This window comes from Demequina muriae (assembly GCF_030418295.1).
GTDB lineage: Bacteria > Actinomycetota > Actinomycetes > Actinomycetales > Demequinaceae > Demequina > Demequina muriae.
The window spans coordinates 892,581-916,573 of record NZ_JAUHQA010000001.1; the positions used below are offsets into that span (position 1 = coordinate 892,581).

The following is a 23,993-nucleotide window of genomic DNA, read 5'->3' on the forward strand; positions in this document are numbered from 1 at the left end:
TACTGCCCCATGCGGAGCGACGGGTGCGTGACCACCTCGGGGTGCGATGGCACCCCACTGTCGCCCGAGCGACCCTTGCGACCAGGCCGTCCTCCAGGGCACGCTCGCCCATGAGCAGTGCGACCCGTGGCCCTAGCGGTCGCCGCTGGAGAGCACGCACACCCCCCGACCACTGCGCTTCGCGTCGTACATCGCGGCGTCCGCCGCAGCCACGATCGCGTCGGGGGTCGTCGGCCGGTCAGAGTGCACTGCCACTCCGATGCTGCTTGAGGTGGCGTATCGGTGGCCCCCGAAGTCGTACGGGAGCCGGAGCGTGTCGCCGATGCGGCGGGCCGTCGCGAGCGCAGCCTCAGGGGAAGCGACCTCGTCCAGCAGGACGACGAACTCGTCTCCGCCCACGCGCGCGGCGGTGTCGCCTGCTCTGAGCTCGCCGCGGAGGCGGCGCGCAGCATCGATCAGCAGCTGGTCGCCGGCGGCGTGGCCGAGCGTGTCGTTCACGGCCTTGAAGTCGTCGAGGTCGAGAAAGAGGATCGCGAAGCTGGTCGCGCGCCTGTCCGCCGCGTGCAGTCGCTGGGACAGCCGGTCCCAGAATGCCGCACGGTTCGCGAGTCCGGTGAGGTCGTCATGCAGCGCACGCCGGCTCAGCTCCCGGGTGGCGATCGCGAGCTCGGCGGTGCGGTCGGCGACGCGACGCTCGATCTCTTGATAGGACGCCTCGAGCTCCTCGCCGAGAGAGTTCACCCCGGCCGCCACGGCGTCGACGATGTCGCCGGCGGTGCCCACGGTGGCGCGCGCGTCGAAGCGGAGCGCGGCAAGTTCCTGGATGACGCCCACCACCTCTTCGAGCCGGCGCTCCAGGTCCGGAGCGTGGTCTGCGTTCGCGTGCGCGCCGGGCACCGTCACACCAGGTGTTCCTTGAGCCAGGCGACAGCACGGGCCTCGTCCTCGAACAGCCTTACCGGCACCTCGGGCCTGCTCACGTTGATGAAGAAGGTCGCCATCATCCGGCTCAGCGGGTTGCCGACGATCAAGGCGACCGCCGTCACGATCCCCTGCCGACGGATGTACTCCATCCGCGCCTCACGGTCCTGCGGCCCCGCGTGTGTGGTGTCCACCAGGAGCGGAGCGGGCTTCCCTCCCGTGAGCTCGGTCATCGCGTCGATGGATGCGACAGCGTCCGCGAGACCCGACGGAACATGAGGAACCCAGGCGATCTCCACCAGCCCATCGGGGCGCAGCCAGATCCGGAACTTCTCGTGAGTGATCTCAGGGCCGGGGGCGCTCACCTCGTCACCACCGTGAGAAGCGCGGCGGGGGTGGGGCGGATCGGCTCAGTGCTGAACATCGGCGTTCCCTTGCTCGGTGGCTCGGCTGACCTCGTGGGTCCCGTGGCTTTGCGTCCCCGCCTCGCGACGGGTTTGCCCTTTTCGTAACACTGGGAAGTCTACGCTCGCAGCAGTGCCGCCATGACGTGCTGTGAGTGGCGTCAAATGCGGTGCGCTGGCGCACCTCGCGGGCGGCCACCGCTCAGCAGGTGCGCGTGAGCGCGGGCGAAGGGGGCCAACGGAAGAGTGGCGAACAGCCGGAGCTGGGCGATCAGCGAGGCGTCCTCGTCGAGGAAGGCAAGGATGCGAGGCCCCGAGTTGCGCGTCAGCAGCGCCGCGAAGATCTCGACAGCGGTGGTCGGGTCGTGGCGGATGACGCGGAGCAGCGCGTGGTCCAGGGCGCGGCTCCATCGGTGGTCTCTCGCGGCGCTGCCCGGGCTCACGCCCCGATCCAGACACCCAGCGATGGCGGCGCTGTGACGCTGAATCCTCTCGAAGCCGTACCCCGTGCTCGCCTTCACCATGCCCGCCCTCGCCCCGATGGGGATCACCGGCCCTGCGGGCGTCGCGGCCGGGCCGCGCGGGAGCGCGATGGTGCCGATCTCCCGCCCGGTGACCCGATAGTCAAGCGTGTTCACGTGCGCACGCACGTACTCACGGACACGGTCCTCGTGGCGGGTGATCTCGGCGTCGCGGTCATAGGTGTCGGAGAACGCGAAGACCGTCCGCTCCACCAGCGCACGGCGGGCCGAGGTGGGCAGCACGTACACGAACGCCGCCCCGGCAGATTGGTCGGTGCGGAAGTCCATGAGCGTGGCCGTGCCCGGGTCGAATGCATCCGTCTCGCACTCGACGTGCAATCCGTAGAAGTCCAGATAGGCCTCCGGCGAGCGTGACTGCGCCTGAGCTCCCAGCCCCACACTGTCGAAGACCCAGCGGGCAGTCACCTCGACCGTACGGTTGCCGTCGGGTTCCGTCAGCTCGATCTCGACGCGGCAGCCGGTCCCGTCTCGGGAGGCCGACCGCACGGACCCCACCACGCGGCGGTACCCCTGACGTCCGCCGATGAGTCGGTCGGTCGCAGCGGAGAGTTGAGGTCCGGTGATGCGGCGGTAGGCATAGGGCTCGAGCGCCACCCGCCGCCGCCACCCCTCACCAGCCAGCCACAGATGCTCCACAGCAGACGACGCGAAGGGTGCGAGCAGTTCCGCTCCGGTGCTCCACCATGCCCACGAGCGATGCTCCAAGGGATGAGATCCGTCGTCGACGAGCAGGACCCGGTCGCCCCACCCCGCGTTGGCAAGGTGACACGCGAGCGAGAGGCCCGCGGCGCCGGCCCCCGCGATCACGGCGTCGAACGTTCCCCGAGGCGCCGGAGCGGAAGCTGCTGAGGTGGGGACGGGGTGCGTGTCCGCAGGGCGAGTATCCAGCGGGTGCGCACCTGTGTCGTCCATCGCGGGCCTCCTGGACATCCTCCGCCAGTGTGGCACCGCGTTCGCACCGAACGGCGAGGACGATGGTCCCGCGCAGCAGGACGGGCGCGCTCCGAGACGTCGTGCGCCTGGGCAGATTCGAACTGCCGACACCCGCTTTAGGAGAGCGGTGCTCTATCCCCTGAGCTACAGGCGCGTGGGGCACCTACGAGGGTACCCGCACCGCGCCTGTCACCGGAATCTCACCACTTGGCGTGGACGTGCTCGCGAATCCGCTCGTTGTAGACGTGTGCGAGAGCGGCGAGGGTCTCCTCGTCGAAGGGAGGCATGTCTGCGGCCGCAGCGTTCGCCTGCGCCTGCTCTGGCCGCGACGCACCGGGGATGATGGTGGAGGCGCCTACAGCGCCGATCCACGCCAGCGCGAACTGCGCCGTGGTCCAGCCTTCAGGGGTCAGCGCGGCCACCTCGCGTGCAGCCTCGACTCCAACCTCGTACGGCACGCCCGCGAAGGTCTCGCCTACATCGAAGGCGGCGCCGTCGCGGTTGAAGTGGCGGTGGTCCTTCTCACCGAACGTCGTGTGCTCGTCGTACTTGCCGGTCAGCAATCCGGAGGCCAGCGGGACGCGAGCGATGATGCCCACGCCGTTCTCGCGGGCGGTGCCCAGGACGTGCTCGAGCGGCTTGCGTCGGAACACGTTGAGGATGATCTGGACGGTCGCGATGTCGGGGTCCCGCAGTGCGTCGAGCGCCTCGTCGCACGTCTCGACAGAGACGCCGTAGTGCGCGATACGACCCTCCTGCTGGAGCGTGCGGAGGTCGTCGTAGGTCTGCGGGTTCGCGAACACCTCAGACGGAGGGCAGTGCAACTGCACCAGGTCCAGTGTGTCGACGCCCAGATTCTCGCGCGAACGGTCAGTCCAGCGTCGGTAGTTGTCGAGGGTGTACTGCGACGCCTCGTGGGGATCGGCGCGCCGACCCATCTTGGTGGCAATGGTGATGCCCTCTGCCCCGCGGTCGGCCACAAAGTCGCGCAGCGCTCGTTCCGAGCGCCCGTCCCCGTAGACGTCCGCGGTGTCGAAGAAGGTGACGCCCGCATCGGCCGCCGCACGCAGGATGTCCTGCGCCGTGTCGTCGGCCACGTGCGACCAGTCCGCGCCGAGCTGCCAGCAGCCCTGTCCGATGAGCGAGATCTCGCGGCCGAGCCGCGGTACGAATGAAGTGCGCATGCCCCCCACCCTATGCGCGCCCGGGGAGCCGAGCGACTCGGGTGACGGAGCCTCACATGCGAAGAGCCGCCGCGGCCCGAAGGCGGCGGCGGCTCTCGCGAAGCGCTGGGGACTAGCCCGTGACGCGCACGTACGTGGGGTTGTTCTGCCAGATGCCACGGAACTGGATCGTCTTGCCGTGGGTCGGCGCGTCGATCTGCAGGTTCGGGCCGGCGTAGATGCCGACGTGGCCAGGAGACACGATGATGTCGCCGGCCTGCGGCGACGACACGCGGGTGCCCACGTTGTAGTAGGCGCCCGACGACCGCGGAAGCGAGATGCCGAACTGCCCATACACGTAGGACGTGAAGCCCGAGCAGTCGAAGCCGCCCGGAGCGGATCCACCGGAGACGTAGGGGTCGCCCACGTGCTTCGCGGCTTCAGCGATGATCGCCGAGCCGGAGATCGCGGCCTTGACGTTGGTGGACTGGGCGACGGGCCGTGCGCCGGAGCTCGACGAGCTGGACGTGTTCGCCGCCGGAGCGGGGGCCACGACGACGGGCTCGGGGTCCGCCTCGACGTCGATCTCGGGCGTGTGAAGCTCGAATTCGGCGTCGTCAGACGCGGTGACAGTTCCCGAGACTGCGGCAAGGTCCGCGGACGCGGCCTCTGCCTGAGTCTCGATCGCGAGAGTGTCGGGGGTGACGGAGTCGACCGTCATGTCCTGGGCGACCAGAGCGGCCGCTGCGGCACCCGTCAGGGGAACCACCACAAGTGCGGCGCCTGCTGCTGCAGCCACCGCGCGCGTCTTGGCGCGCATGTATCCGTACTTCAAAATCACGTTCCTTCCGCACAGTCCGTGCGTTGATGTTCCGAGGCCCAGCGAGTGAAACTTTTCGTCAGTTCCAATGCCATCTCCGGGGCCCGCGGGTGCGTGCTCTTCTATGTACTAGACGTCCATGTTACCAATTCGTGATGATTCGCCAAGTCGAGGATGGCCGAAGAGGTGCCGCGCGGCCTCCCTCGACACTGCCACCGACCCCGTCAGGGTGGTCACCAGCACCGCATCATCCTCAAGGATGATTCGCACCGTCGCCCCTGGTACCAGTCCAGCTCTGATCGCTTCGACGAGGAACCCGTCAGCAGCCTGCGGGTTCTCGCCGATGCGCGTCACAGTCAGTTCGAAAATTCCCGATTCTGCGGCCGAATCGAGCGAGATTTCGGCCGCTGGAGGCCCATCAGGGTCATCCATGACCCCCAACTCGCCCAGTGCAGGGATGGGGTTGCCGTACGGCGAGAACCTCGGGGTGTCCAGCAGCTCGAGCAGCCGGCGCTCCACCCGGTCGCTCATCACGTGCTCCCACCGGCAGGCCTCCTCGTGGACGTACGGCAGCTCGAGCCCGATGACGTCGATGAGCAGGCGCTCGGCGAGGCGGTGCTTGCGCATCACCCGCACGGCCGTCTGCAGCCCCACATCGGTGAGCTCGAGGCGGCGGTCCGACGAGACGACCACGAGTCCGTCCCTCTCCATCCGCGCGATGGTCTGCGACACCGTCGGCCCCGAGTGCCCGAGCTGCTCCGCGATGCGTGCGCGCATCGGCGTCACACCATCCTCGATGAGCTCGTAGATGGTCCTCAGATACATCTCGGTGGTGTCGATCAGGTCGCTCAACCCGAGTGCCGTCCCAACCCCCGGTACGTCCAGCCTGCCGCAATCCATCGCTCAGCGGGGAGGCAGTTGCGGCCGTCGATGATGCGGCGGTGAGCCACCAGGCGTCCCACCTCCTCGGGATCGAGGTCGCGGAACTGGCGCCACTCGGTCGCGAGGATCACCAGGTCGGCGTCCTGGACCGCGCCTTGCGGCGACTCAGCGAAGTCGAGCGTGGGCCACACGCGCGCGGCGTTGACCATGCCCTCGGGGTCATGGACCCGGACGTGTGCCCCAGCGAGGTGCAGCTGGCCGGCGACGTCGAGAGCCGGCGAGTCCCGCACATCGTCGCTGTCGGGCTTGAAGGCCGCACCCAGGACCGCGATGCGCGCGCCGACCAGGCTTCCGCCGACTTCCCGCTCCGCGAGCTCGACCACGTGCTGGCGACGCCGCAGATTGACGGCGTCCACCTCGCGCAGGAACGTCAGCGCCTGATCGACCCCGAGTTCGCCTGCGCGCGCCATGAAGGCCCGGATGTCCTTCGGCAGGCAGCCGCCTCCGAAACCCAGACCGGCGCCCAGGAACTTCCGGCCGATGCGGTCGTCGTATCCGATCGCGTCCGCCAGGTCCTTCACATCCGCGCCGGTCGCATCGCATACCTCGGCGACGGCGTTGATGAACGAGATCTTGGTCGCGAGGAAGGCGTTCGCGGAGACCTTCACGAGTTCGGCAGTCGCCAGATCCGTCACGACGATCGGCGTCTCCCGTGCGAGGGCGTCCGCATACACGCGTCGGGCCACCTCTTCGATCCGCCCAGGCTGGACCGGGTCCACTCCCAGGACGAGCCGGTCGGGACGCAGAGTGTCCTCGACGGCGAACCCCTCGCGCAGGAACTCCGGGTTCCACCCCAGCTGGGCGTCATCGCCGACGGGAGCCAACTCACGCACCCGTGCGGCGAGCCGTGCGGCCGTTCCCACGGGCACGGTCGACTTGCCCAGGATGACGGAGGGTCGCGTGAGCAGCGGCGCGAGAGCGTCGATCGCTGCATCGACATAGACCATGTCCGCGCCGTAGCCGCTCTTGAGCTGCGGGGTGCCGACGCCGATGAAGTGGACGTCGGCGAACTCCGCGGCCTCGCGGATGTCCGTCGTGAAGCGCAGCCTCCCGGACTCGACGTGCTTGCGGAGCAGCTCGGGCAGGCCAGGCTCATAGAACGGCACCTCGCCGCGACTCAGCCGCTCGATCTTCTCGGCGTCGACGTCGACCCCGATCACCTCATGACCCAACTCGGCCATTCCTGCGGCGTGGGTGGCTCCGAGGTAGCCGGTGCCAATGACGGAGATGCGTTCTGACATGCCGCCTACGATACCGCCGCACCGAGTCTTGGTGAACTCTGGGGAAGGTGCGCGATCACTGTCATTCCATGGCCGCTCACGCGCATCGTCCCGTCGCTGTGGCCCGCGACGACGGCCTGCCCGCACGCCAGCCGTTCGCTCGCGTCGTCGCATGAGATGGACGCCTCCCCCTCGACCACGAGCGCGACGCGCGGACCTGCGGGGATCTCCACCCGACCGTCGCTGACCACCGTGAGCGCGAACTCGTCCGACTGGGTCAGGTAGGTGGTCACGGGCCCGTCCTGCATCACCTGGGGGCGTGCGACGGGCGCAGGAGACGTCGACGCGAGCTCGAGGAGGAGCGGGACGTCGACGTGCTTGGGAGTGAGCCCGGCGCGAACCACGTTGTCGGAGTTCGCCATGACCTCGATCCCTACGCCCGACTGGTAGCTGTGAAGAACTCCCGCTCCGGTGTAGGCGGCGTCCCCCGGACGCAGCTGGACGACATTGAGTGCGAGCGCCACGAGCGCACCGGCATCACCGGGGAACTCGCCCAGCGCATCGGCGCTCACGCGCAAGGACGAACCCGCAGGCGCCGAGCGGCCGCGTGCTGCGAGAGCGGCGAGCGTCTCCTCATCCCCGCCTCCGGTGAGCGCGAGAGAGATGAAGTCCGACACATCGCCGGAGAGCGCCGCGGCGAGCCGAGCCGCACCAGCCGTGCCGAGCGCGTCGAGATCCGCGCGAAGGTCGTCGATCGGGCGTACGCCGGCAAGCACCGTCATCGGCGTGAGCGCGACGACCATCTCCGGCTTGTGCCATGCGTCATGGAAGTCCCGTGGGGCATCGGAATCGCGGGTGCGCTCGCGCTCGAAGCCGGCCCGTGCCTGCTCGAGGTCGGGATGCACCTGGATCGACAATGGCCGCGCGATCGCCAGGACCTTCAGGAGGAACGGCAGGCGCCCGTCCCATCGGGATGCCGCGTCAGTGCCGAGCCACGAGTCACGGTCGGCCGCGATGAGCGAGTCGAGGCCGATCAGGTCTCCCCCGACATTCGCCAACGAGGGCGCGTCTCGGTGCCCGCCCCACCACGCCTCTGCCACGGGCCCGCCTGTCGGATCGATGCCCAGGAGGCGCGGAATGTCGTCTGTCGTTCCCCAGGCGTAATCGCGGAGTGCAGGCGTGATTCGGTGCATGCACGACAGTGTGCCAGGCGTGACCGCCACTACTCTGAGCCCATGTCGCCAGAACTCGTCATTCCCGCCGACCTCCTGCCTCGCGACGGCCGCTTCGGGTCGGGCCCGTCGCGCGTGCGAGACGCACAGGTCCAGGCCATCGTCGACTCGCAGCCGCGCATACTCGGCACCTCACACCGCCAGGCGCCGGTCAAAGACCTCGTCGGTGCGGTGCGCGCCGGTCTGAGCGCGTTCTACTCGCTGCCCGACGGCTACGAGGTGATCCTCGGCAATGGCGGCTCGACATCGTTCTGGGATGCGGCCACGTTCTCGTTGGTCGAGAGGCGTGCCCAGCACTGCGCCTTCGGAGAGTTCGGCGCGAAGTTCGCCAAGGCCACCGCGTCCGCGCCCTTCTTGGAGGACTCCGATGTGATCGAGGCTCCTGCGGGCGACATCGCCGTTCCCCGACCCTCCGAGGGGATCGACGTCTACGCATGGCCCCATAACGAGACCTCCACAGGCGCCATGGCACCGGCCGTGCGTCCGGACGGAATCGGCGACGCTCTCACCGTGATCGACGGCACATCGGCGGCGGGCGGACTGACGCTCGACGTGACCCAGGCCGACGTCTACTACTTCGCCCCCCAGAAGAGCTTCGGCTCCGACGGTGGGCTGTGGCTCGCTCTGGTGTCACCCGCTGCCATCGAGCGCATCGGACGGATCGCCGCGTCCGACCGCTGGATCCCCGCGACGCTGGACCTCGCCACCGCGCTGGAGAACTCCCGCGCCAACCAGACCCTCAACACCCCCGCCGTCGCCACGCTGGTCATGATGGCTGAGCAGCTCCGGTGGCTGAATGAGAACGGCGGCATGGCGTTCGCCACCGGACGCACCAGCGAGTCGGCTCGCCGCATTTATCAGTGGGCGGATGCCGCTGAATACGCTGAGACCTTTGTCACAAGGACTTCTGCACGCTCCTCCGTCGTGGCTACTGTCGACCTGCTCCCCTCGGTGGATTCGTCCGTTCTGCGCACGATTCTCCGCCGTCAGGGGGTCGTGGATATCGATCCGTACCGCAAGCTCGGGCGCAACCAGATCCGTGTCGGAATGTTCCCGGCCGTCGATCCGGACGACGTCTCCGCGCTCACGAGCAGCATCGACTGGATAGTGGAGAGATTGAGGACATGAGCGCACCGCAGGAGGTCCCAGGGACCGGACGACCCCGTCTTCGACCCCTCTCGACCTTCCTGCTGGCGGCCGTTCCGCTCGTCATCGCCGGCGTCGGTGGAACGCTCGCCGCGAACTTCGCGCCCGACACGGTGACCACCCCCGCCACTGCGCCCGCCGACCAGACCGCACAAGAGGTGGCGGTGTTCGAGGACACCAGCGACGTGCTCCCCGCAGTCGTCGCGCCGCAGGTCGAGTCGAGCGCGGCGGACGCCGTTCCGCAGATCTCTGTGTCGTTCGCGCCCGAACCCGAGCCGGCGCCCGTCGCGCAGGCCGCAGCAACGCGGTCCGGGGGCGGCTCCGCTTCCGCATCGTCCGGTTCCACCTCCGCCTCGTCCGGGTCCGGGTCGGCCTCGAAGCCGGCCCCGCGCCAGTCCTCCGACGCGTACTGCGCCTCGCCCTCGTCGCCCTACTCCGCAGGCGGCTCGGTCAAGGGCCTGCTGACCGCTGCCAACAAGGAGCGCGCGCGCATCGGCGTGAGCGCCATGTCCTGGTCGGGAAGCCTCGCGTCCGCCGCGACCAGCTGGTCGCAGTCGATGGCGGGCCGTGACGATTCGGGCACCGGCGGCGCGTTGGCGCACAACCCGAACCGTCCCGGTGCGGAGAACGTCGCCGTCAGCGGCTCCTCGGGCGGGATCTCGGTGGGCACCGCCGTCAACAAGGCCCACGCGGGGTGGATGTACTCAGGCGGCCACTGCCGCAACATCATGAACCCGAGCTACTCCACCATGGGCGCGGGCACCGCGACGACGGCGAACGGCAACGCCGTCTACACCACCGCGAACTTCCGCTGACCTGACGCGCGCACCTGTCGCCTGCGCGTCACGATCGGAACGGATCAGCGATCGTCGCGCTGAGCCTCATCGTCGATGGGGCTGTCCACGTCATCGACACCAGCACCGTGCGCATCGGGCTCTGACTGCGCCTCGGGTGCATGATCCGTCTGGTCGAGCGACTCCCCTGCAGCCTGCGAGGCCTCGCGGGCGCCAGCATCGTCGCCCGGGACAACGCCATCAGTCGGGCTCGACTCCGGCTGCGGGGCTTCGTCCGACTGATCTGTCGGCTCCGGCTGCTCCGACTGCTCGGGCTCGTCTGCCTCGCCTGCGTTGTCTGCCTCGTCCAAGCGGACCGCATCCGCCGCGTCGGTGTCGATCACGGGATCGGGCGCCGGCCACTTCGAGACCTGCTTCTCGACATCCGTCTGCGAGTGGGCTCCACAGCCGTGGTCGATGGATACCACTCGGCCGTCCGACGGCGACCACTCGTTCGCGCATGCTCCGAAGGCCACACGCATCGCGCCTGACAGCGGAACGAAGAAGGCGCACGTCGAGCAGGGCGCGGTCGAGGCGATCGCCGATGCCGCGGTGGGGCCGTGCGATCCGCGGTACCAGCGCTCCACAGCGCTGTCGCGACCTTCGGGGGCGAGCACCCGCTCGCGGCCGAGTCCCAGCTCCCAGATCTCGAGTGCGTCGGCGTCCTCGCCGGTCGCTTCGTAGCCCGGCATCAGTCGCTGGTCCTCGATGATCATCGGCAGGACCATGGAGGGCTCGAGGTCCCCCGGGCGCACGCGATCGGCCCACGGCACCCATGACGGTGCGAGCAACGCGTCGTCCGCAGGGATCAGGTGAGCCTCGCAGACGGTCGCGTCCCGGCCGCGCGGGGGGCGGGCGAGCGTCACGGCCCAGACCCAGCCGCGGTACCCCGGAAGGGTGCACGCGAAGAGGTGAGTCAGGAGCCGGTCGGCGTCGTCAGAGGCCGACACGTGCGCCCCCACGGCGTCACGGTCCCCCGCAGCCTCGACTGCGGCGTCATAGGCGAGGTCGACGGCCTTCTCCAGCACAGCATCCATCGGCGGGCTCAAGCCTCCAACTGGTCGGCGACGGCGCGCAGCACGGATGCGACCTTCTGCCCCTTGGCCTGGTCGGGATAGCGGCCCGTGCGAAGCGCCGTCGAGACGCCGTCGAGCATCTTGATGAGATCCTCCACGATCACCGTCATGTCATCGGGGCTCTTGCGCATGCCCTGAGACACGGTGGGAGCCGACTCGAGGATCGTGACGGTCATGGCGGACGGACCGCGCTTGCCGTCGGCGACCGAGTAGTCGACGCGGGAGCCGGGGCGGGGTGCGGTCACTCCGGCCGGCAGCGCCGAGGCGTGCAGAAAGACCTCATCGCCGTCGTCGCTCGCGATGAAGCCGAACCCCTTGTCGGTGTCGAACCACTTCACTTTGCCGGTGGGCACATCAACCTCGCGTATTGCTCAGGCGCCGCGAATTCGGCGCACTCCCAGTCTACCCATGGGCGGCCAGACGCCCGATGCGCGGAGGCGCCACTGAGGCGCGCCGCGGCGTGCGTTGCCAGCACGGGCGGTCGGGGCCACACTGAGGGGATCATGCACGTCGATGGCAACTGAGGTTCACATGTCCCCGTCCGAGGTCTCCTCGTGGCTCGTCCCATCCTTTGCGCGCTCGGTGACCGGCGCGGGCGGCACCGCCCCGCTGCACGAGGTCGAGGCTGCCGCGCGCCGCCTGCTCGAGCGATGGAGCGAGCCCGAGCGGAGCTACCACGGCGTCGCTCACCTGGTCGACCTCCTGCAGCATGTCGACGAGCTCAAGCAGGAGACCCACAACCTTGACGCCGTCCGGCTGGCTGCGTGGTACCACGGCGCAATCTTCGACGCCGCCGAGTCCGCGGCCTACGCGCACCGCGGAGGAGAGGACGAGGCCGCGAGCGCCGAGCTGGCACGAACCGAGCTGGCAGGTCTCGGAGTGCCCGCGGCGGCCGTCGAGGCCGTCGCCACCATGGTGGAGGGGCTGGCCCGCCACTCCGCACCGGGCGACGGCAGCGACAGCGCGGTGCTGTCGGACGCAGATCTCGCGATTCTCGCGTCGGATCCCCAGCGCTACCGGCAGTACCTGAACAAGGTGCGCGAGGAGTATGCGCACATCCCCGCGCACGACTATCTCGAGGCCCGACGGGCGATCGTGGGCCGCCTCCTCTCCCGGTCGCCGCTCTACACGAGCCCGCTCGGTCGCGGGTGGGAGCGTCAGGCCAGAGAGAACCTGACGGCGGAGTTGACGCGCATCGACCGCGAGATGGCAACCTCCTCGCGCGCCACCTAGCGCGCCTGCCGAGCCCCGGTGCGTCACCGCGCCCAGGGTCCGGGCGTTGTCCACAGGCCTGGGTCCCCGCCCTCTCGCGCATCCGCGGGCTCCCCTAGCGTCGGGTCCAGTCGCGACGACCGTCGCGCTTCGACCCGAGGAGGACGCCCCATGACCCGCTATCACGTCGACGCCGCCGAGGTGGCCGCCGCATCGGCCCTCGCCTCCGGCTCCGCCGAGAGCATCCGTGGCGAAGTGGCCGCCATGATGGGCCACCTGACCGCCCTCGAGGGCTCCTGGCAGGGCGGCGCGGCGGCGGCCTTCGCCGGAGTTCTCGACCAGTGGCGGGGCGCCCAGGTGCAGGTCGAGCAGGCGCTCGATGCGCTCACCGTCGCGTTGTCCCAGGCCGCGGAGCAGTATCAGACCGCCGAGGACACCGCGGCACGGCTGTTCACTGCACGGTAGCGAGCCGTCAGGCGCCGGGTCGTGGGCGTACTCTCGCCGGATGGCCATCTACCTCGATCCGCCGCTGTGGCCCCGCCACGGAAAGGTGTGGGGGCACCTGGTATCCGACTCCTCTGTCGACGAGTTGCTCGCGTTCGCGGCGAGGGCTGGGATACCTGAACGAGCGTTCGACAGAGATCATGTCGACGTGCCCGCAGAGATGTACCCGCGTCTGGTCGAGATGGGTGCGGTGCCGGTGGACTCGCGCGAGCTGGTCCGTCGCCTGCGCGCGTCGGGGCTGCGGGTGACGGCAGCCGAGAGGCACGGTCGCAGCTGAGGGACGACTGCCTGACGGCGATCGCGCGGCGGACACGGGACAGCGCCGGACAGCGCAGAAGAGGGCACCCGCGGGCGTCAACCATCCGTGTGCCGCGCATCGGCCGCCTGGCCTCACGCCAGACGCACGAAGGCCCCCGGGATCGCTCCCGGGGGCCTTCGAGTACAGCGCGTGCGGACGAGCTTAGAAGCCCATGCCGCCCATGTCGCCGCCGCCGGAGGGCATTGACGGCTCCGGCTCGGGCTTGTCCGCGACGACCACCTCGGTGGTCAGGAACAGGCCGGCGATCGACGCGGCGTTCTGCAGAGCAGACCGCGTGACCTTGACCGGGTCGTTGACGCCCGCAGCGAGCAGGTCCTCGTAGACGCCGGTCGCGGCGTTGAGGCCGTGACCGATCGGCAGTCCCTTGACCTTCTCGACCACGACGCCGCCCTCGAGGCCGGCGTTCACGGCGATCTGGCGCAGCGGTGCGGTGATGGCGAGCTCCACGATGCGAACACCGGTGGCCTCGTCACCCTCGAGGTGCAGGCCGGCGAGCGCCTTGGTGCCTGCCTGAATCAGGGCCACGCCACCACCGGCGACGATGCCCTCTTCGACAGCCGCCTTGGCGTTGCGCACGGCGTCCTCGATGCGGTGCTTGCGCTCCTTGAGCTCGACCTCGGTGGCCGCGCCCGCCTTGATGACGGCGACGCCGCCGGCGAGCTTGGCGAGACGCTCCTGGAGCTTCTCACGGTCGTAGTCCGAGTCCGAGTTCTCGATCTCGGCGCGGATCTGGTTGACCCGCCCCTCGACCTGGTCCTCTGCACCAGCGCCGTCCACCATGGTCGTGTCGTCCTTGGTGACGACGACCTTGCGGGCCTGGCCGAGCATGTCGAGACCAGCGCTCTCCAGCGACAGGCCGACGGACTCCGAGATGACCTGGCCGCCCGTAAGGACCGCCATGTCCTGCAGCATCGCCTTGCGGCGGTCGCCAAAGCCGGGAGCCTTGACGGCGACGACCTTGAGGTTGCCGCGCAGCTTGTTGACCACGAGCGCCGCGAGGGCCTCGCCATCCACGTCCTCGGCGACGATGGTGAGCGGCTTGCCCGCCTGCATCGTCTTCTCGAGGATGGGCAGCAGGTCCTTGAGCGACGAGATCTTCGACTCGACCAGCAGCACGTAGGAATCCTCGAGCACGGCTTCCTGGCGCTCGGCGTCAGTGACGAAGTACGGGTTGAGGTAGCCCTTGTCGAAGCGCATGCCCTCGGTCAGCTCCAGCTCGAGTCCGAACTGGTAGGCCTCCTCGACGGTGATGACGCCTTCCTTGCCAACCTTGTCCATCGCCTCGGCGATGAGGTTGCCAATGTCGGGGTCACCGGCGGAGATGCCGGCGGTGGCCGCGATCTGCTCCTTGGTCTCGATCTCCACAGCGGAAGCGAGAAGCTCCTCGGTCACGGCCGCGACCGCCTTCTCGATGCCCTTCTTGAGTGCGATCGGGTTGGCGCCGGCCGAGACGTTGCGCAGGCCCTCGCGGACGAGCGCCTGAGCGAGCACGGTGGCGGTGGTGGTGCCGTCGCCAGCGACGTCGTCCGTCTTCTTGGCGACCTCCTTGACGAGCTCGGCACCGATCTTCTCGAACGGCTCCTCGAGCTCGATCTCCTTGGCGATCGAGACGCCGTCGTTGGTGATCGTGGGGGCTCCCCACTTCTTCTCAAGCACGACGTTGCGGCCCTTGGGGCCGAGGGTCACCTTGACGGCGTCGGCGAGGGCATTCATGCCCCGCTCCATGCCGCGGCGGGCCTCCTCATCGAAGGCAATAATCTTTGCCATGGGTCAGTAGTCCTCTTTCGATGCGTGGTGGCTCCGAGTCGCCCGCGACGGACGATGCCGCTCGAAGCGTTCCCTTCACGCCACGAACCTGCACCTCGACCCGGGAGCCGATTTTTAGCACTCTCATGTCGAGAGTGCTAAGTGCGATTCTGGCACTCTCCCCCTCCGAGTGCAAACCCTGCCCCGGCGGTTTCGCGTGAGGCATAGCGCCGATGCGCTCACCCAGTCGGGCGCGCGGCGGCGAGGCTACTCGTGGCAGCGGGGAGGAGGTCAGGCGCCCGGTTCTGACGCGAGCAGCACTTCGATCTCCGCACCGCCAGGGGTGTCATCCATCTCGACCCGGTCGATGCCCAGTCGCTCCGCGACGTCAGCGGCCGTGTCGGCCAGCCGCTCCTCGGAGTAGATCACGATGTTCGCGTCGTCTGGGATCAGGCTCGACGAAATGTTGTTCGCCTCGGTGTTGGTGTAGCCGCCGTCCACCAGAATCGCCTGCTGGTCGCCTGCCAGGCCCTGAACGCCGGCCCCGTTGCGCACGTGCACCTGTGCGTCGAACAGGATCGCGGGCTCGGGTTCCTCCGTCTCGCTCGGCGTGGGAGAAGGCTCCGGGGCCTCAGACTCGACGGGCGGCTGAGCAGTGGCCGTGGGGCTCGGCGTGCCGGACGGCTCGTCCGTGGGAGCCACGGTGACGGTCGGAGTGGGCGATGGGTCAGCCCCTCCCACGATGTCCCGGTTCCAGAGCAGTGTGGCGATGCCGAAGGCGACGGCGCCGGCGATGATGAAGGCCAGGAGCGGCGGGAGCACGCGGGTCCACCATGGGCGGGGGGCGCGGTGCACGCCGACGGGGCCGCCCTCGGCGGCTATCTCGTCGAACTCGTCGCGCTCATATTGCTGGGGCACGGGGTCACTCTAGCGAAGCGCGGCCGCATCGAACGCGCGCGTGGCGCGTCCGCGCTGGCGGGCCGACCGCATGCGGCGCAGTCGCTTCACGAGCATCGGGTCGAACGCCAACGCGGCCTGATCGTCGATCAGCGCGCCCAGCACCTGGTAGTACTGCGTGCTGCTCATGCCGAACATGTCGCGGATGGCGTCTTCCTTGGCACCTGCGAACTTCCACCACTTGCGTTCGAAGCGGAGGATCTCGGCGTCGCGCTCGGACAGCTGGTCGACGACTGGCGCGTCATCCACGCGTGCGACTTCACCCATGGGCGGCCTCCTCCTGCTCGTTGACGTGTCCATCAGACTACCGGCGAACTACACAGATGTCATTCAGACGCATCGGCCGCGAGCACGTCGCTACAGTGACGCGTATGTCGGAGGCGTGGCGCACTCAGGTCGCGGGCGACTGGGCCGAGGCCCTGGCGCCCGTGGCACCGCGTCTCGCACGCATCGGCGACTTCTTGAGGAACGAGATCGCCGCTGACCGAGGCTACCTCCCCGACGCACACGCAGTCCTCCGGGCGTTCGAGGCTCCGCTCGCCGAGGTGCGCGTGCTGGTCGTCGGGCAGGACCCCTACCCGACGCCGGGCGACGCGGTCGGCCTCAGCTTCTCAGTCGCGCCGGGCAGGCCGATGCCGCGGTCACTGGTCAACATCGCTCGCGAACTCCAGCAGGACACGGGTGAGACCCTGACCGACGGCGACCTCTCTCACTGGGCCGATCAGGGCGTGATGCTGCTCAACCGGGTGCTGACCGTCTCGCCCGGCGCTGCCGGCTCACACCGCCGTCGCGGGTGGGAGGAGGTGACCGAGCACGCGATCCGGGTGCTGGCGGAGAGGCCGGCACCGCTCGTGGCGGTCCTCTGGGGACGCGACGCCCAGTCGCTCGCTCCGATGCTCGACGGCGTGCCGCAGGTCGCGAGCGCCCACCCGAGCCCGCTCAGCGCCTCGCGTGGATTCTTCGGCTCACGGCCGTTCTCGCAGGTGAACACGCTCTTGGAGCAGCAAGGCGCACGTCCCATTCGGTGGGGCGAGCCGAGCTAGTTGCAGAAGCTCTGACCGGAGAAGTAGCCCGGAGCCGGGCCGTCCGAGATCTCGAGCGTTCCGCCCCACACGTTCTGCGACGTGCTCTGCATGGTCAGCGTGGGCAGCTGAGCGCACGAGTAGCCGGGCGCGAGGCCGATCCCGGAGTTGCTGTAGGTGCCCACCCACTGCGGCGTGAATCCCGGGAATGGCGGCTGCGCCAGGTCGAAGGTGACGCGCCACGTCCAGTTGCTGTTGGGCGGCTGCGTGTCCCACGTGACATTGAAGGTGAAGTTCCACAGCTGCGAGCCCTGGTGGCCCCATGGCGGGCCCCCGTTCGGCGACAGGGTCACGGAGCACGTCGCCGTGTCTCTGACCTGGCCGCCCGGGTTGATCGCCTGGCAGGTGGCCGCTGGGCCTGTGGCGGGAGGCGGCGCGGTCCATTCCGTCGGGAAGATCCAGCCGCCGATGCGCGCGATCACTGTGGCGACTGAGGTGGTGGCGTACGTCCCGACCCCGATCGCCAAGCTGCCTGCGGCCGTGCCAGCGCCCGAGGCGATGATCGTCCCCGACGCGTCGTGAACGAACACCTCGAGGCTAAGATCGTGGCATCCGGCAGGAATGCCGCTCAGGGCCACCGCTGACGCAGAGCCCGAGCTCGACGCGGTCGTCTTCACGACGGGCACGCCGCCTTCGTTCGCGGGGGCGCATGCCGATGCGTCGGCGAATGAGGTCTGCAGGCCGGCGAACACCGGCATCTGCGCGGCGCTCGCCGACGTGACGCTGAGACCCACCGCCATCGCGAGGATCGCGGTGGCCGCTGCCAGGATTCTGCGCATCACGCGCCGCTCGTCTTCGCGTCGTTGAGCGTCACCGGCGCTGCCTGGTCTGCCGCCTCGTCGTCCGCGCCGTCCTCTGCGCCGTCCTCAGGCTCGTCGTCGTCCTCGTCGCCCGCAGACGGCCACAGCGCAATCACCATCGCGAGCAGGATGACGCCGCACCACAGCAGCGGGTTGAGCAGCCACATGGTGACGACGCCGGCGTTCGGGACGTGCAGGTGCACGATCCCGCGCACCTCGGCGCCCGCGGGATAGAAGGGGTCGATGAAGTCGTTGTTGTCGCCCTGGAGCACCCACCCCGAGGCGGCGTCACCACCGATGATGCGGTGAACCACCTGGGCGCCTCCCAGGTCCTCAGGGGCGTAGATGATGACGTCCCCGATCTGCGGGTCACCCTTGCGCGCCACCACGAGATCGCCCGACGAGTACGTGGGTTCCATCGACTGGCCCGAGACGATCACGAGCGAGGTGCCGCCACCCAACGACGCGGGCCACAGAGCATAGACGGCGATGGCGAGGAGGACCCATGAGAGGCCCTGCACCAGCACGCGCCAGTACCGACGCACACGAGTGGCGTCGGTACTGGCGTCGAGCATGGCTGCCATCAGAGCCCGTCTTCTGCGACGGTCTGCTAGCCGATGATGACGACGACGTCGCCGAGGTCGGTCGCGATGTCGATCGCGTCCGCGGAGACATCTGCGGTGTAGGCGCCCGCGGCCACGGAGCCCGAGACGGAGGCGAGCTCGGTGCCCGCCGTGTTCTCGAGAACCACCGAGATGGGCTCGCCGTTGCAGCCGGTGTCGATCGCGCCGACGGTGAGGTCCGCGATCTCGAAGTCGGTGCCGACCTGTGCGTAGGTGTAGTCGACGGTGACGCCGTCGGTGTCGCAGGCGGCGAACGTGTCGGTGCCGATCGCGACCTCATTGGCAGCGTCGACGGTCAGCGTCGCAGCGGAGGCCACCGACAGGCCGGCGACGCCGACCAGGGCCAGTGCCAGTGCGGCGAACTTGCGCTTGTTGTGCTTCTTGGTTGCCATCTTCTAATCCCCATTCGTGAACCATGCTGGCCGCCCCGGGGGTGGATCCCCCGGGGCTCCCCCCAGCGACTGACTGTGATCTTGCGTCGCACGAAACGTTCTGTGTGACGCACGGCACTTCGTGAGAGGGGAGCGCGGAATGATTATGACGCGGGTTTCTGTCGGATCGACGAAACTTCCGCCACAATTGTTGTCGAAGAGCACGTTAGCAGGACGGACTCTCGCCTCAGCTGCGTGTCGAACGCCACCGCGGAGTCCACGCGCGGCTTCGATAACGATTAAGTCCGACACGTGTCGGATTCTGCTCTCGGTGTCGGATCCCTCTCATATGTCCGTTTCGGCCATGTCCGGCGCGTGAATGTCGGAGACCTCACACTTTCGTGCTGAGGCATCGGTTTCAGTAGGGCTGAGGTATCGATTTCAGTCCGGTGCTGGAGGGATCGAGCACGGTGGCGAGAGCACGGTGAGGATCGAGGGCACCGGGACGCGGAGCGCGTCTCGGACGGAGTCGCGGTGGAGCTGGCAGCGGGACTCGAACCCGCAACCCCCTGTTTACAAGACAGGTGCGCTACCAATTGCGCCATGCCAGCCTGCGGCGTGCCTGCACGCCGTCACAGCAGGATACCGGTGACCTCTCTGCGCTCAGACGCAACGAAGCCCCGCCAGCGATGCTGGCGGGGCTTCGAATGCGGGTGGTGCTACAGGCCCTCGATGTGCGACCGGAGAGCGCCGGGCTGGAAGTACGGGACCTCAGCCTGGTCGAGCATCACGCGATCGACCATCACCGCGGGCGTGCCGGGCACGCCGTCCTGGGACGAGCGGTCGGTGGCCGCGATGACCCACTTCGTGAAGCGGCCGTCGGCAAGCGTCCCCGCCACGTCCTCGGGCACGCCGGCATCGATCGCGATCTGCTCGATCTGCTCGTCGCTGAGGCCCGTGGTGCCCTCGGCGGGCTGGTTTTGGTACATCGCGCTCATGAACGGCACGATCTGCTCGGGAGCGGCGTCGGCGACCGTCGCGGCGGCGTTGGCGGCGCGGGTCGAAAAGTTGCTGCCCTGCGAATAGTGGTCGAGGATCGAGATCGGGTGGACGTACAGCTGGATGTCGCCGGCCTCGCGCATCGCGTCGATGTCGTCCTTGTTGATCTCCTCGAACTGACCGCACACGGGGCACATGAAGTCCTCGTAGATGTCGAGGCGGGGCGCGTCCTCAGGCGCCTCGCCGCCCGCTGCACCATCCATCCCGATGAGGATGCCGCCGGTCTCGTCGGCGCCCACGGGTGCGACCGCGTCGCCGGACTCCAGGTCAGGCACCGATGCCTGCTGAATGATGTACCACACGATGCCGCCGAAGATCAGGGCGACGACTGCGACGCCGGCCACGATCAGCGCCACGGTGCGACGCTCCTGCGCCTTGACCTGCTGCTGCGCCTGCTTGCGCGCTGCGGCCACCTTGTCGTTCGTGCCGGTCTCTTTGTTCTTGGCCATGAGTCTTCTTCCTGGTCTCGGTTGAGTGAGAATTCTAAGGTGCGGGCTGAGGCAGAGGTTGAGGCGCGAGCCAGCCGTCCACGGAGAAGCGGCTCCGCGGCCAGATCGCGAGGTAGGTGCCCAACGCGATGAACCCCAGCCGTTCAAGCAGGTGGACGGGGTAGTTGGTCTCCCCCTCCGCGACCTCGCCGCCACCACCGAAGCAGCCGCAGTCGATCGTCAGCCCGGTCGCCCAGGCCCAGATCACGCCGGTGAGGAAGGCGGCCATCATCACCAGCCACACGATGGACGCGAGCCGAGTGAAGGCCCCCACCAGCAGCAGCAGCGCGAGTGCCAGCTCGACGAACGGCAGCATGGTCCCCGTGAAGGGAACCACGGCCTCGGGTAGCAGCCGGTAGGCGCGCACCGCCCGGATGGATTGGGGAATGTCGACGAGTTTGGGGAGCGCGGCGGCGATGAGAATCCCTGCCATGCCGAGCCGCACCACCAGGCTGAGCCACGGCTGCACCGCGCCGAACCGTTCCCTCGCTGCCATCGCACCCTCCGGAGATGGACGCGCCACGGCCTCGTGAGCTCGCGGTCGCATCGACTCGCCAACGTACCGCACGAGCCCTCTGTTCCCCGCCTGCCTCCTGCTAGACGAGCAGTTCAGGAGCGGGCCACCACCACGGTGGCGCATCCAGGTACACCGCGAGCACCACCACTCCCAGTGCCGCGAGTCCGACGAGCGTCCAGGCGACGGCGACGCCGCGGGTGGGCGCGAGCGCCGACGCCACGCGCCGGCCGCCCTCACGCGTCATCTCCATCCACGGACCCCACCACAGCACCCCCGCCATGACCACGGCTCCGACCGCGAGCGCCCCGGCATGCCCCCACGTCTCGGTCTCGGCCGATGCGGGCGCCAGCCACTCCTCGCCGACGATCCACCAGCACAGCGCGGTCACCCCGCCGCCGGCGGCGATCGCGACCGCCGCGGCCGGAAGGGTCTCGCCCAGGGAGCGCAGCAGGTGCCACGGGAGGCCCAGCGTGTACAGGGCCGCGTCACCGCGTCGTTCGCCGCGGCGCTGCCGCGCCACGTGCAGGCCGAACGCCCGCCGCTGCACAGCGCGCACCACGACGGCCACCAGCACCAGCGCGGCGGCGGCCACGAACGGCGCCAAGGCGGCCGATGCGGCGATCGCGAGCATCCACGCAAGGGTCATGATCGGGTGCCGCGGGGCACGCTCCAGCGGCACCTCGCCCGTGGCCGGCGCGGTGTCCCCCTCGTGGTCGTCCTCGCCATCGCCGGCGTCGCGCACGTCCCAGTCGGCCGAGTCGCCGCTCAGGCGCAGGTCCTCGCTGCTGACGGGGCTGCCGGGAGTCGCCGTCAGGGTCGCGGACGGGTCCGCGCTCGCCAGATTCCATGAGCCGTCGGCGGGCATCACCGACGTCGCCGCCAATCCTGGCGCGACCGCCGTCGGAGCGAGCTGCTCGCTGGAGCGAGGCAGCACCGTCGTGGCGCCACGCAGCGCGGAGACGACCTCACGCGGACTGGGACGCGCCCCGATGTCGCGGCCCAGCGCGGCCCTCAGCGCATCGGCGCCTGGTGCGTCGGGGATGCTGACGTCGGCCGAGAGGGTCCGCGAGATGGCGCCGGTGCCGGAGCCGAAGGGCGCGGCCCCGGTCAACGCGTACGCCACCGACGCCGCCCACGACCACCGGTCCGCGATCGGGCCCGGCTCCGCGCCGTCGATGACCTCGGGGGCGACGTATCCAGCGGTGCCGGAGACCAGCCCGTCGCGCGTGAGCCGCTCGTCGTGCTCCTGATGGGACAGGCCGAAGTCGATGAGGACAGGGCCCTCGGGGCTGATCATGATGTTCGACGGCGTGACGTCGCGGTGCACGACCCCCGCCGCGTGCACGGCCTCGAGCGCGGATGCGGTGCGATCGGCGAAGTCGGCGAGCGCCTCGCCCACGATCGGGCCGTGATCCTGGACGTGCTGCCACAGACTCACGCCGGGGATGTACTCGAAGACCACGAAGGTCTCGTCGCCCTCCAGCTCGGCGTCGAGGATGCGTGGGACGGCGGGGTGCCGAAGGGACTGCAGCGCATGCACCTCGCGCTCGAGCCGGCGTGCGGCCACCTCGTCGTGCCGCGCGTCGACGAGCTTGAGCGCAGCATCGTTGCCCGCGCCGTCGCGCACACGGTAGACCGCGCCTGAGCCACCCCGCCCGAGCGTATCCAGGACGGTGTAGCCGCCGATCTCTTCGCCAGTGTCGCGTTTCACCCCCGCCATGGACTCAACTTACCTTCCCCAGGGTTGGAGCGGCGCGACCCCTGTGGCAGGATGGAGGCACCCGCCGCATCGTTGCAGCGGGCAGTGTCACTGTGGACACCACATCGGCACTCTTCACCACGGATCGTCTGGCACGTACCTGCCAGTGAAGGGACCATCACCATGGCCACTGTTACTTACGACAAGGCGTCGCGGATCTATCCGGGCACCGAGCGGCCCGCGGTCGACAAGCTCGACCTCCAGATCGCTGACGGCGAGTTCCTCGTTCTCGTCGGCCCCTCCGGTTGCGGAAAGTCCACCTCCCTGCGCATGCTCGCAGGTCTCGAGGACATCGACGCCGGCAGCATCTGGGTCGGCGACCGCGAGGTCACCCACGTTCAGCCCAAGGACCGCGACATCGCCATGGTGTTCCAGTCCTACGCGCTCTACCCGCACATGACCGTCGCGGACAACATGGGCTTCGCGCTCAAGATCGCCAAGGTCGACAAGGCCGAGATCCGTCAGCGCGTCGAGGCGGCAGCCAAGATCCTCGACCTGACGGAGTACCTCGACCGCAAGCCCAAGGCCCTCTCCGGTGGTCAGCGTCAGCGTGTGGCCATGGGCCGCGCGATCGTGCGCCAGCCGCAGGTGTTCCTCATGGACGAGCCGCTGTCGAACCTCGACGCCAAGCTGCGCGTGCAGACCCGTACCCAGATCGCCGCTCTTCAGCGCCGCCTGGGCACCACCACCGTGTACGTGACCCACGACCAGGTCGAGGCGCTCACCATGGGCGACCGCATCGCGGTCCTCAAGGACGGCGTGCTCCAGCAGGTCGGCACTCCCCGTGACATGTATGACGCTCCCGCGAACGTGTTCGTGGCGGGGTTCATCGGCTCGCCTGCGATGAACATCGGCACCTTCCGCGTCGAGGGCGACAAGGCTCAGATCGGCAGCGGCAAGATCGCACTGCAGCGTGAGGCGCTGTCGCACCTCAAGGCCGAGGACAAGAACAGCGTCGTGCTGGGCTTCCGTCCCGAGTCGCTCGACCGCGTGGCACCCAACTCCGAGGGCGCCATTCCGGTCCAGGTCGACGTGGTGGAGGAGCTCGGCTCCGACGCCTTCGTGTACGGCGAGGTGCCTCAGGACACCGCCGACGCGAAGGACATCCACTTCAACGCCGGCGACTCGCAGATGATCCTGCGCATCGACCCCCGCGACGTCCCCAAGAAGGGCGACACCGTGTGGGTCAAGATCCGTGAGGGCGAGCAGCACGTGTTCTCCGCCGCGACCGGCGAGCGCATCTCCGCCGAGGTCAAGACGGACGCCGCACGCAAGGTGTAACACCCGCATCGGCAGTACAGAGAAGGGGCGGTCCCGCGAGGGG

The 23,993-nt window shown here is 69.1% G+C and carries 26 protein-coding genes, 2 tRNA genes and 1 riboswitch; of the genes, 7 read left to right on the forward strand and 21 right to left on the reverse strand.

All coding sequences use genetic code 11. The features are described 5' to 3' along the window. Positions 1–132 precede the first annotated feature (132 nt). The 9 genes from QQX02_RS04095 to manA form a co-directional block, all read right to left on the reverse strand. The gene (locus QQX02_RS04095; RefSeq protein ID WP_301141386.1) at positions 133–903 is read right to left on the reverse strand and encodes a diguanylate cyclase domain-containing protein; all 771 of its coding nucleotides are present in this window, start codon (positions 901–903) and stop codon (positions 133–135) included. Further along, complete coding sequence (locus QQX02_RS04100) at positions 900–1,286, reverse strand: DUF7793 family protein (RefSeq protein ID WP_301141387.1); 387 nt, start codon at positions 1,284–1,286, stop codon at positions 900–902. Before QQX02_RS04100 ends, QQX02_RS04095 begins: the two co-directional genes overlap by 4 nt. A 72-nt stretch (positions 1,287–1,358) precedes the next feature. Next, positions 1,359–1,433, reverse strand: a riboswitch (cyclic di-GMP riboswitch). Positions 1,434–1,486: 53 nt separating this feature from the next. Continuing rightward, positions 1,487–2,779, reverse strand: a complete 1,293-nt coding sequence (locus QQX02_RS04105; protein ID WP_301141388.1) for a lycopene cyclase family protein — start codon at positions 2,777–2,779, stop codon at positions 1,487–1,489. A 102-nt stretch (positions 2,780–2,881) separates the two neighbouring features. Further along, positions 2,882–2,954: transfer RNA gene (locus tag QQX02_RS04110), tRNA-Arg, on the reverse strand. A gap of 46 nt (positions 2,955–3,000) precedes the next feature. Then, positions 3,001–3,984 (reverse strand): aldo/keto reductase, encoded by a 984-nt coding sequence (locus QQX02_RS04115; RefSeq protein WP_301141390.1) that lies wholly within the window; start codon positions 3,982–3,984, stop codon positions 3,001–3,003. A gap of 112 nt (positions 3,985–4,096) precedes the next feature. After that, the gene (locus tag QQX02_RS04120) at positions 4,097–4,762 is read right to left on the reverse strand and encodes a C40 family peptidase (RefSeq protein ID WP_301141392.1); all 666 of its coding nucleotides are present in this window, start codon (positions 4,760–4,762) and stop codon (positions 4,097–4,099) included. A gap of 150 nt (positions 4,763–4,912) precedes the next feature. After that, the gene (locus tag QQX02_RS04125) at positions 4,913–5,635 is read right to left on the reverse strand and encodes an iron dependent repressor, metal binding and dimerization domain protein (protein WP_301141394.1); all 723 of its coding nucleotides are present in this window, start codon (positions 5,633–5,635) and stop codon (positions 4,913–4,915) included. Continuing rightward, entirely contained in the window at positions 5,632–6,966 is a 1,335-nt protein-coding gene (locus tag QQX02_RS04130; RefSeq protein WP_301141396.1) for a UDP-glucose dehydrogenase family protein, read from the reverse strand. The genes QQX02_RS04125 and QQX02_RS04130 overlap by 4 nt, the downstream gene beginning before the upstream one ends. A 5-nt stretch (positions 6,967–6,971) precedes the next feature. Next, positions 6,972–8,138, reverse strand: a complete 1,167-nt coding sequence (gene manA / locus QQX02_RS04135; protein WP_301141398.1) for a mannose-6-phosphate isomerase, class I — start codon at positions 8,136–8,138, stop codon at positions 6,972–6,974. Between the two features lie 42 nt (positions 8,139–8,180). On the opposite strand from manA, the gene serC reads away from it, so the two are divergent. Then, the gene (serC, locus tag QQX02_RS04140) at positions 8,181–9,305 is read left to right on the forward strand and encodes a phosphoserine transaminase (protein WP_301141400.1); all 1,125 of its coding nucleotides are present in this window, start codon (positions 8,181–8,183) and stop codon (positions 9,303–9,305) included. Beyond that, the gene (locus QQX02_RS04145) at positions 9,302–10,138 is read left to right on the forward strand and encodes a CAP domain-containing protein (RefSeq protein ID WP_301141402.1); all 837 of its coding nucleotides are present in this window, start codon (positions 9,302–9,304) and stop codon (positions 10,136–10,138) included. The genes serC and QQX02_RS04145 overlap by 4 nt, the downstream gene beginning before the upstream one ends. A gap of 44 nt (positions 10,139–10,182) precedes the next feature. Here QQX02_RS04145 and QQX02_RS04150 read toward each other — a convergent pair whose 3' ends face one another. Together QQX02_RS04150 and QQX02_RS04155 are read right to left on the reverse strand one after the other, a co-directional pair. Further along, complete coding sequence (locus QQX02_RS04150) at positions 10,183–11,193, reverse strand: DUF3027 domain-containing protein (protein WP_301141404.1); 1,011 nt, start codon at positions 11,191–11,193, stop codon at positions 10,183–10,185. 8 nt (positions 11,194–11,201) lie between these two features. Continuing rightward, positions 11,202–11,585 (reverse strand): cold-shock protein, encoded by a 384-nt coding sequence (locus QQX02_RS04155; protein WP_301141406.1) that lies wholly within the window; start codon positions 11,583–11,585, stop codon positions 11,202–11,204. Positions 11,586–11,745: 160 nt separating this feature from the next. Here QQX02_RS04155 and QQX02_RS04160 point away from each other — a divergent pair, with 160 nt between their 5' ends. From QQX02_RS04160 to QQX02_RS04170, 3 genes are all read left to right on the forward strand, one after another. Next, positions 11,746–12,465 carry an HD domain-containing protein gene (locus QQX02_RS04160; RefSeq protein WP_301141407.1) on the forward strand — a complete coding sequence of 240 codons (720 nt, stop codon included), beginning with the start codon at positions 11,746–11,748 and terminating at the stop codon, positions 12,463–12,465. A 150-nt stretch (positions 12,466–12,615) separates the two neighbouring features. Then, a complete protein-coding gene (locus QQX02_RS04165; protein ID WP_301141409.1) occupies positions 12,616–12,909 on the forward strand; it encodes a WXG100 family type VII secretion target in 294 nt (97 codons plus the stop codon). Between the two features lie 40 nt (positions 12,910–12,949). Beyond that, positions 12,950–13,225 carry a DUF4031 domain-containing protein gene (locus QQX02_RS04170; protein ID WP_301141411.1) on the forward strand — a complete coding sequence of 92 codons (276 nt, stop codon included), beginning with the start codon at positions 12,950–12,952 and terminating at the stop codon, positions 13,223–13,225. Between the two features lie 183 nt (positions 13,226–13,408). On the opposite strand, the gene groL is transcribed toward QQX02_RS04170, so the two are convergent. The 3 genes from groL to QQX02_RS04185 all read right to left on the reverse strand — a co-directional run bounded on the left by groL (position 13,409) and on the right by QQX02_RS04185 (position 16,237). Continuing rightward, complete coding sequence (groL, locus tag QQX02_RS04175; protein WP_301141413.1) at positions 13,409–15,034, reverse strand: chaperonin GroEL; 1,626 nt, start codon at positions 15,032–15,034, stop codon at positions 13,409–13,411. 270 nt (positions 15,035–15,304) lie between these two features. Further along, positions 15,305–15,931, reverse strand: coding sequence for a LytR C-terminal domain-containing protein (locus QQX02_RS04180; protein ID WP_301141414.1), 627 nt, complete (start codon positions 15,929–15,931; stop codon positions 15,305–15,307). 9 nt (positions 15,932–15,940) lie between these two features. Further along, entirely contained in the window at positions 15,941–16,237 is a 297-nt protein-coding gene (locus tag QQX02_RS04185; protein WP_301141415.1) for a DUF3263 domain-containing protein, read from the reverse strand. Between the two features lie 104 nt (positions 16,238–16,341). On the opposite strand from QQX02_RS04185, the gene QQX02_RS04190 reads away from it, so the two are divergent. Next, positions 16,342–17,013, forward strand: coding sequence for a uracil-DNA glycosylase (locus QQX02_RS04190; RefSeq protein WP_301141417.1), 672 nt, complete (start codon positions 16,342–16,344; stop codon positions 17,011–17,013). Here the strand turns inward: QQX02_RS04190 and QQX02_RS04195 are convergent. The 7 genes from QQX02_RS04195 to QQX02_RS04225 form a co-directional block, all read right to left on the reverse strand. Next, the gene (locus tag QQX02_RS04195) at positions 17,010–17,834 is read right to left on the reverse strand and encodes a hypothetical protein (RefSeq protein WP_301141419.1); all 825 of its coding nucleotides are present in this window, start codon (positions 17,832–17,834) and stop codon (positions 17,010–17,012) included. The two genes, QQX02_RS04190 and QQX02_RS04195, sit on opposite strands and share 4 nt — an antisense overlap. After that, positions 17,831–18,436 carry a signal peptidase I gene (locus QQX02_RS04200; protein ID WP_301141421.1) on the reverse strand — a complete coding sequence of 202 codons (606 nt, stop codon included), beginning with the start codon at positions 18,434–18,436 and terminating at the stop codon, positions 17,831–17,833. Before QQX02_RS04200 ends, QQX02_RS04195 begins: the two co-directional genes overlap by 4 nt. Before the next feature lie 26 nt (positions 18,437–18,462). Beyond that, the gene (locus tag QQX02_RS04205) at positions 18,463–18,867 is read right to left on the reverse strand and encodes a hypothetical protein (RefSeq protein WP_301141423.1); all 405 of its coding nucleotides are present in this window, start codon (positions 18,865–18,867) and stop codon (positions 18,463–18,465) included. Between the two features lie 514 nt (positions 18,868–19,381). Continuing rightward, positions 19,382–19,457, reverse strand: a tRNA-Thr gene (locus tag QQX02_RS04210). A gap of 108 nt (positions 19,458–19,565) precedes the next feature. Next, positions 19,566–20,354 carry a DsbA family protein gene (locus QQX02_RS04215; protein ID WP_301141425.1) on the reverse strand — a complete coding sequence of 263 codons (789 nt, stop codon included), beginning with the start codon at positions 20,352–20,354 and terminating at the stop codon, positions 19,566–19,568. Positions 20,355–20,388: 34 nt separating this feature from the next. After that, entirely contained in the window at positions 20,389–20,889 is a 501-nt protein-coding gene (locus tag QQX02_RS04220; protein ID WP_301141427.1) for a MauE/DoxX family redox-associated membrane protein, read from the reverse strand. 100 nt (positions 20,890–20,989) lie between these two features. Further along, positions 20,990–22,630, reverse strand: a complete 1,641-nt coding sequence (locus tag QQX02_RS04225; RefSeq protein ID WP_301141429.1) for a serine/threonine-protein kinase — start codon at positions 22,628–22,630, stop codon at positions 20,990–20,992. 162 nt (positions 22,631–22,792) lie between these two features. Between QQX02_RS04225 and QQX02_RS04230 the strand changes: the two genes are divergently transcribed. Next, on the forward strand, positions 22,793–23,950 hold the full coding sequence (locus tag QQX02_RS04230; RefSeq protein ID WP_301141431.1) for an ABC transporter ATP-binding protein: 1,158 nt from the start codon (positions 22,793–22,795) through the stop codon (positions 23,948–23,950). Positions 23,951–23,993: the final 43 nt, after the last annotated feature.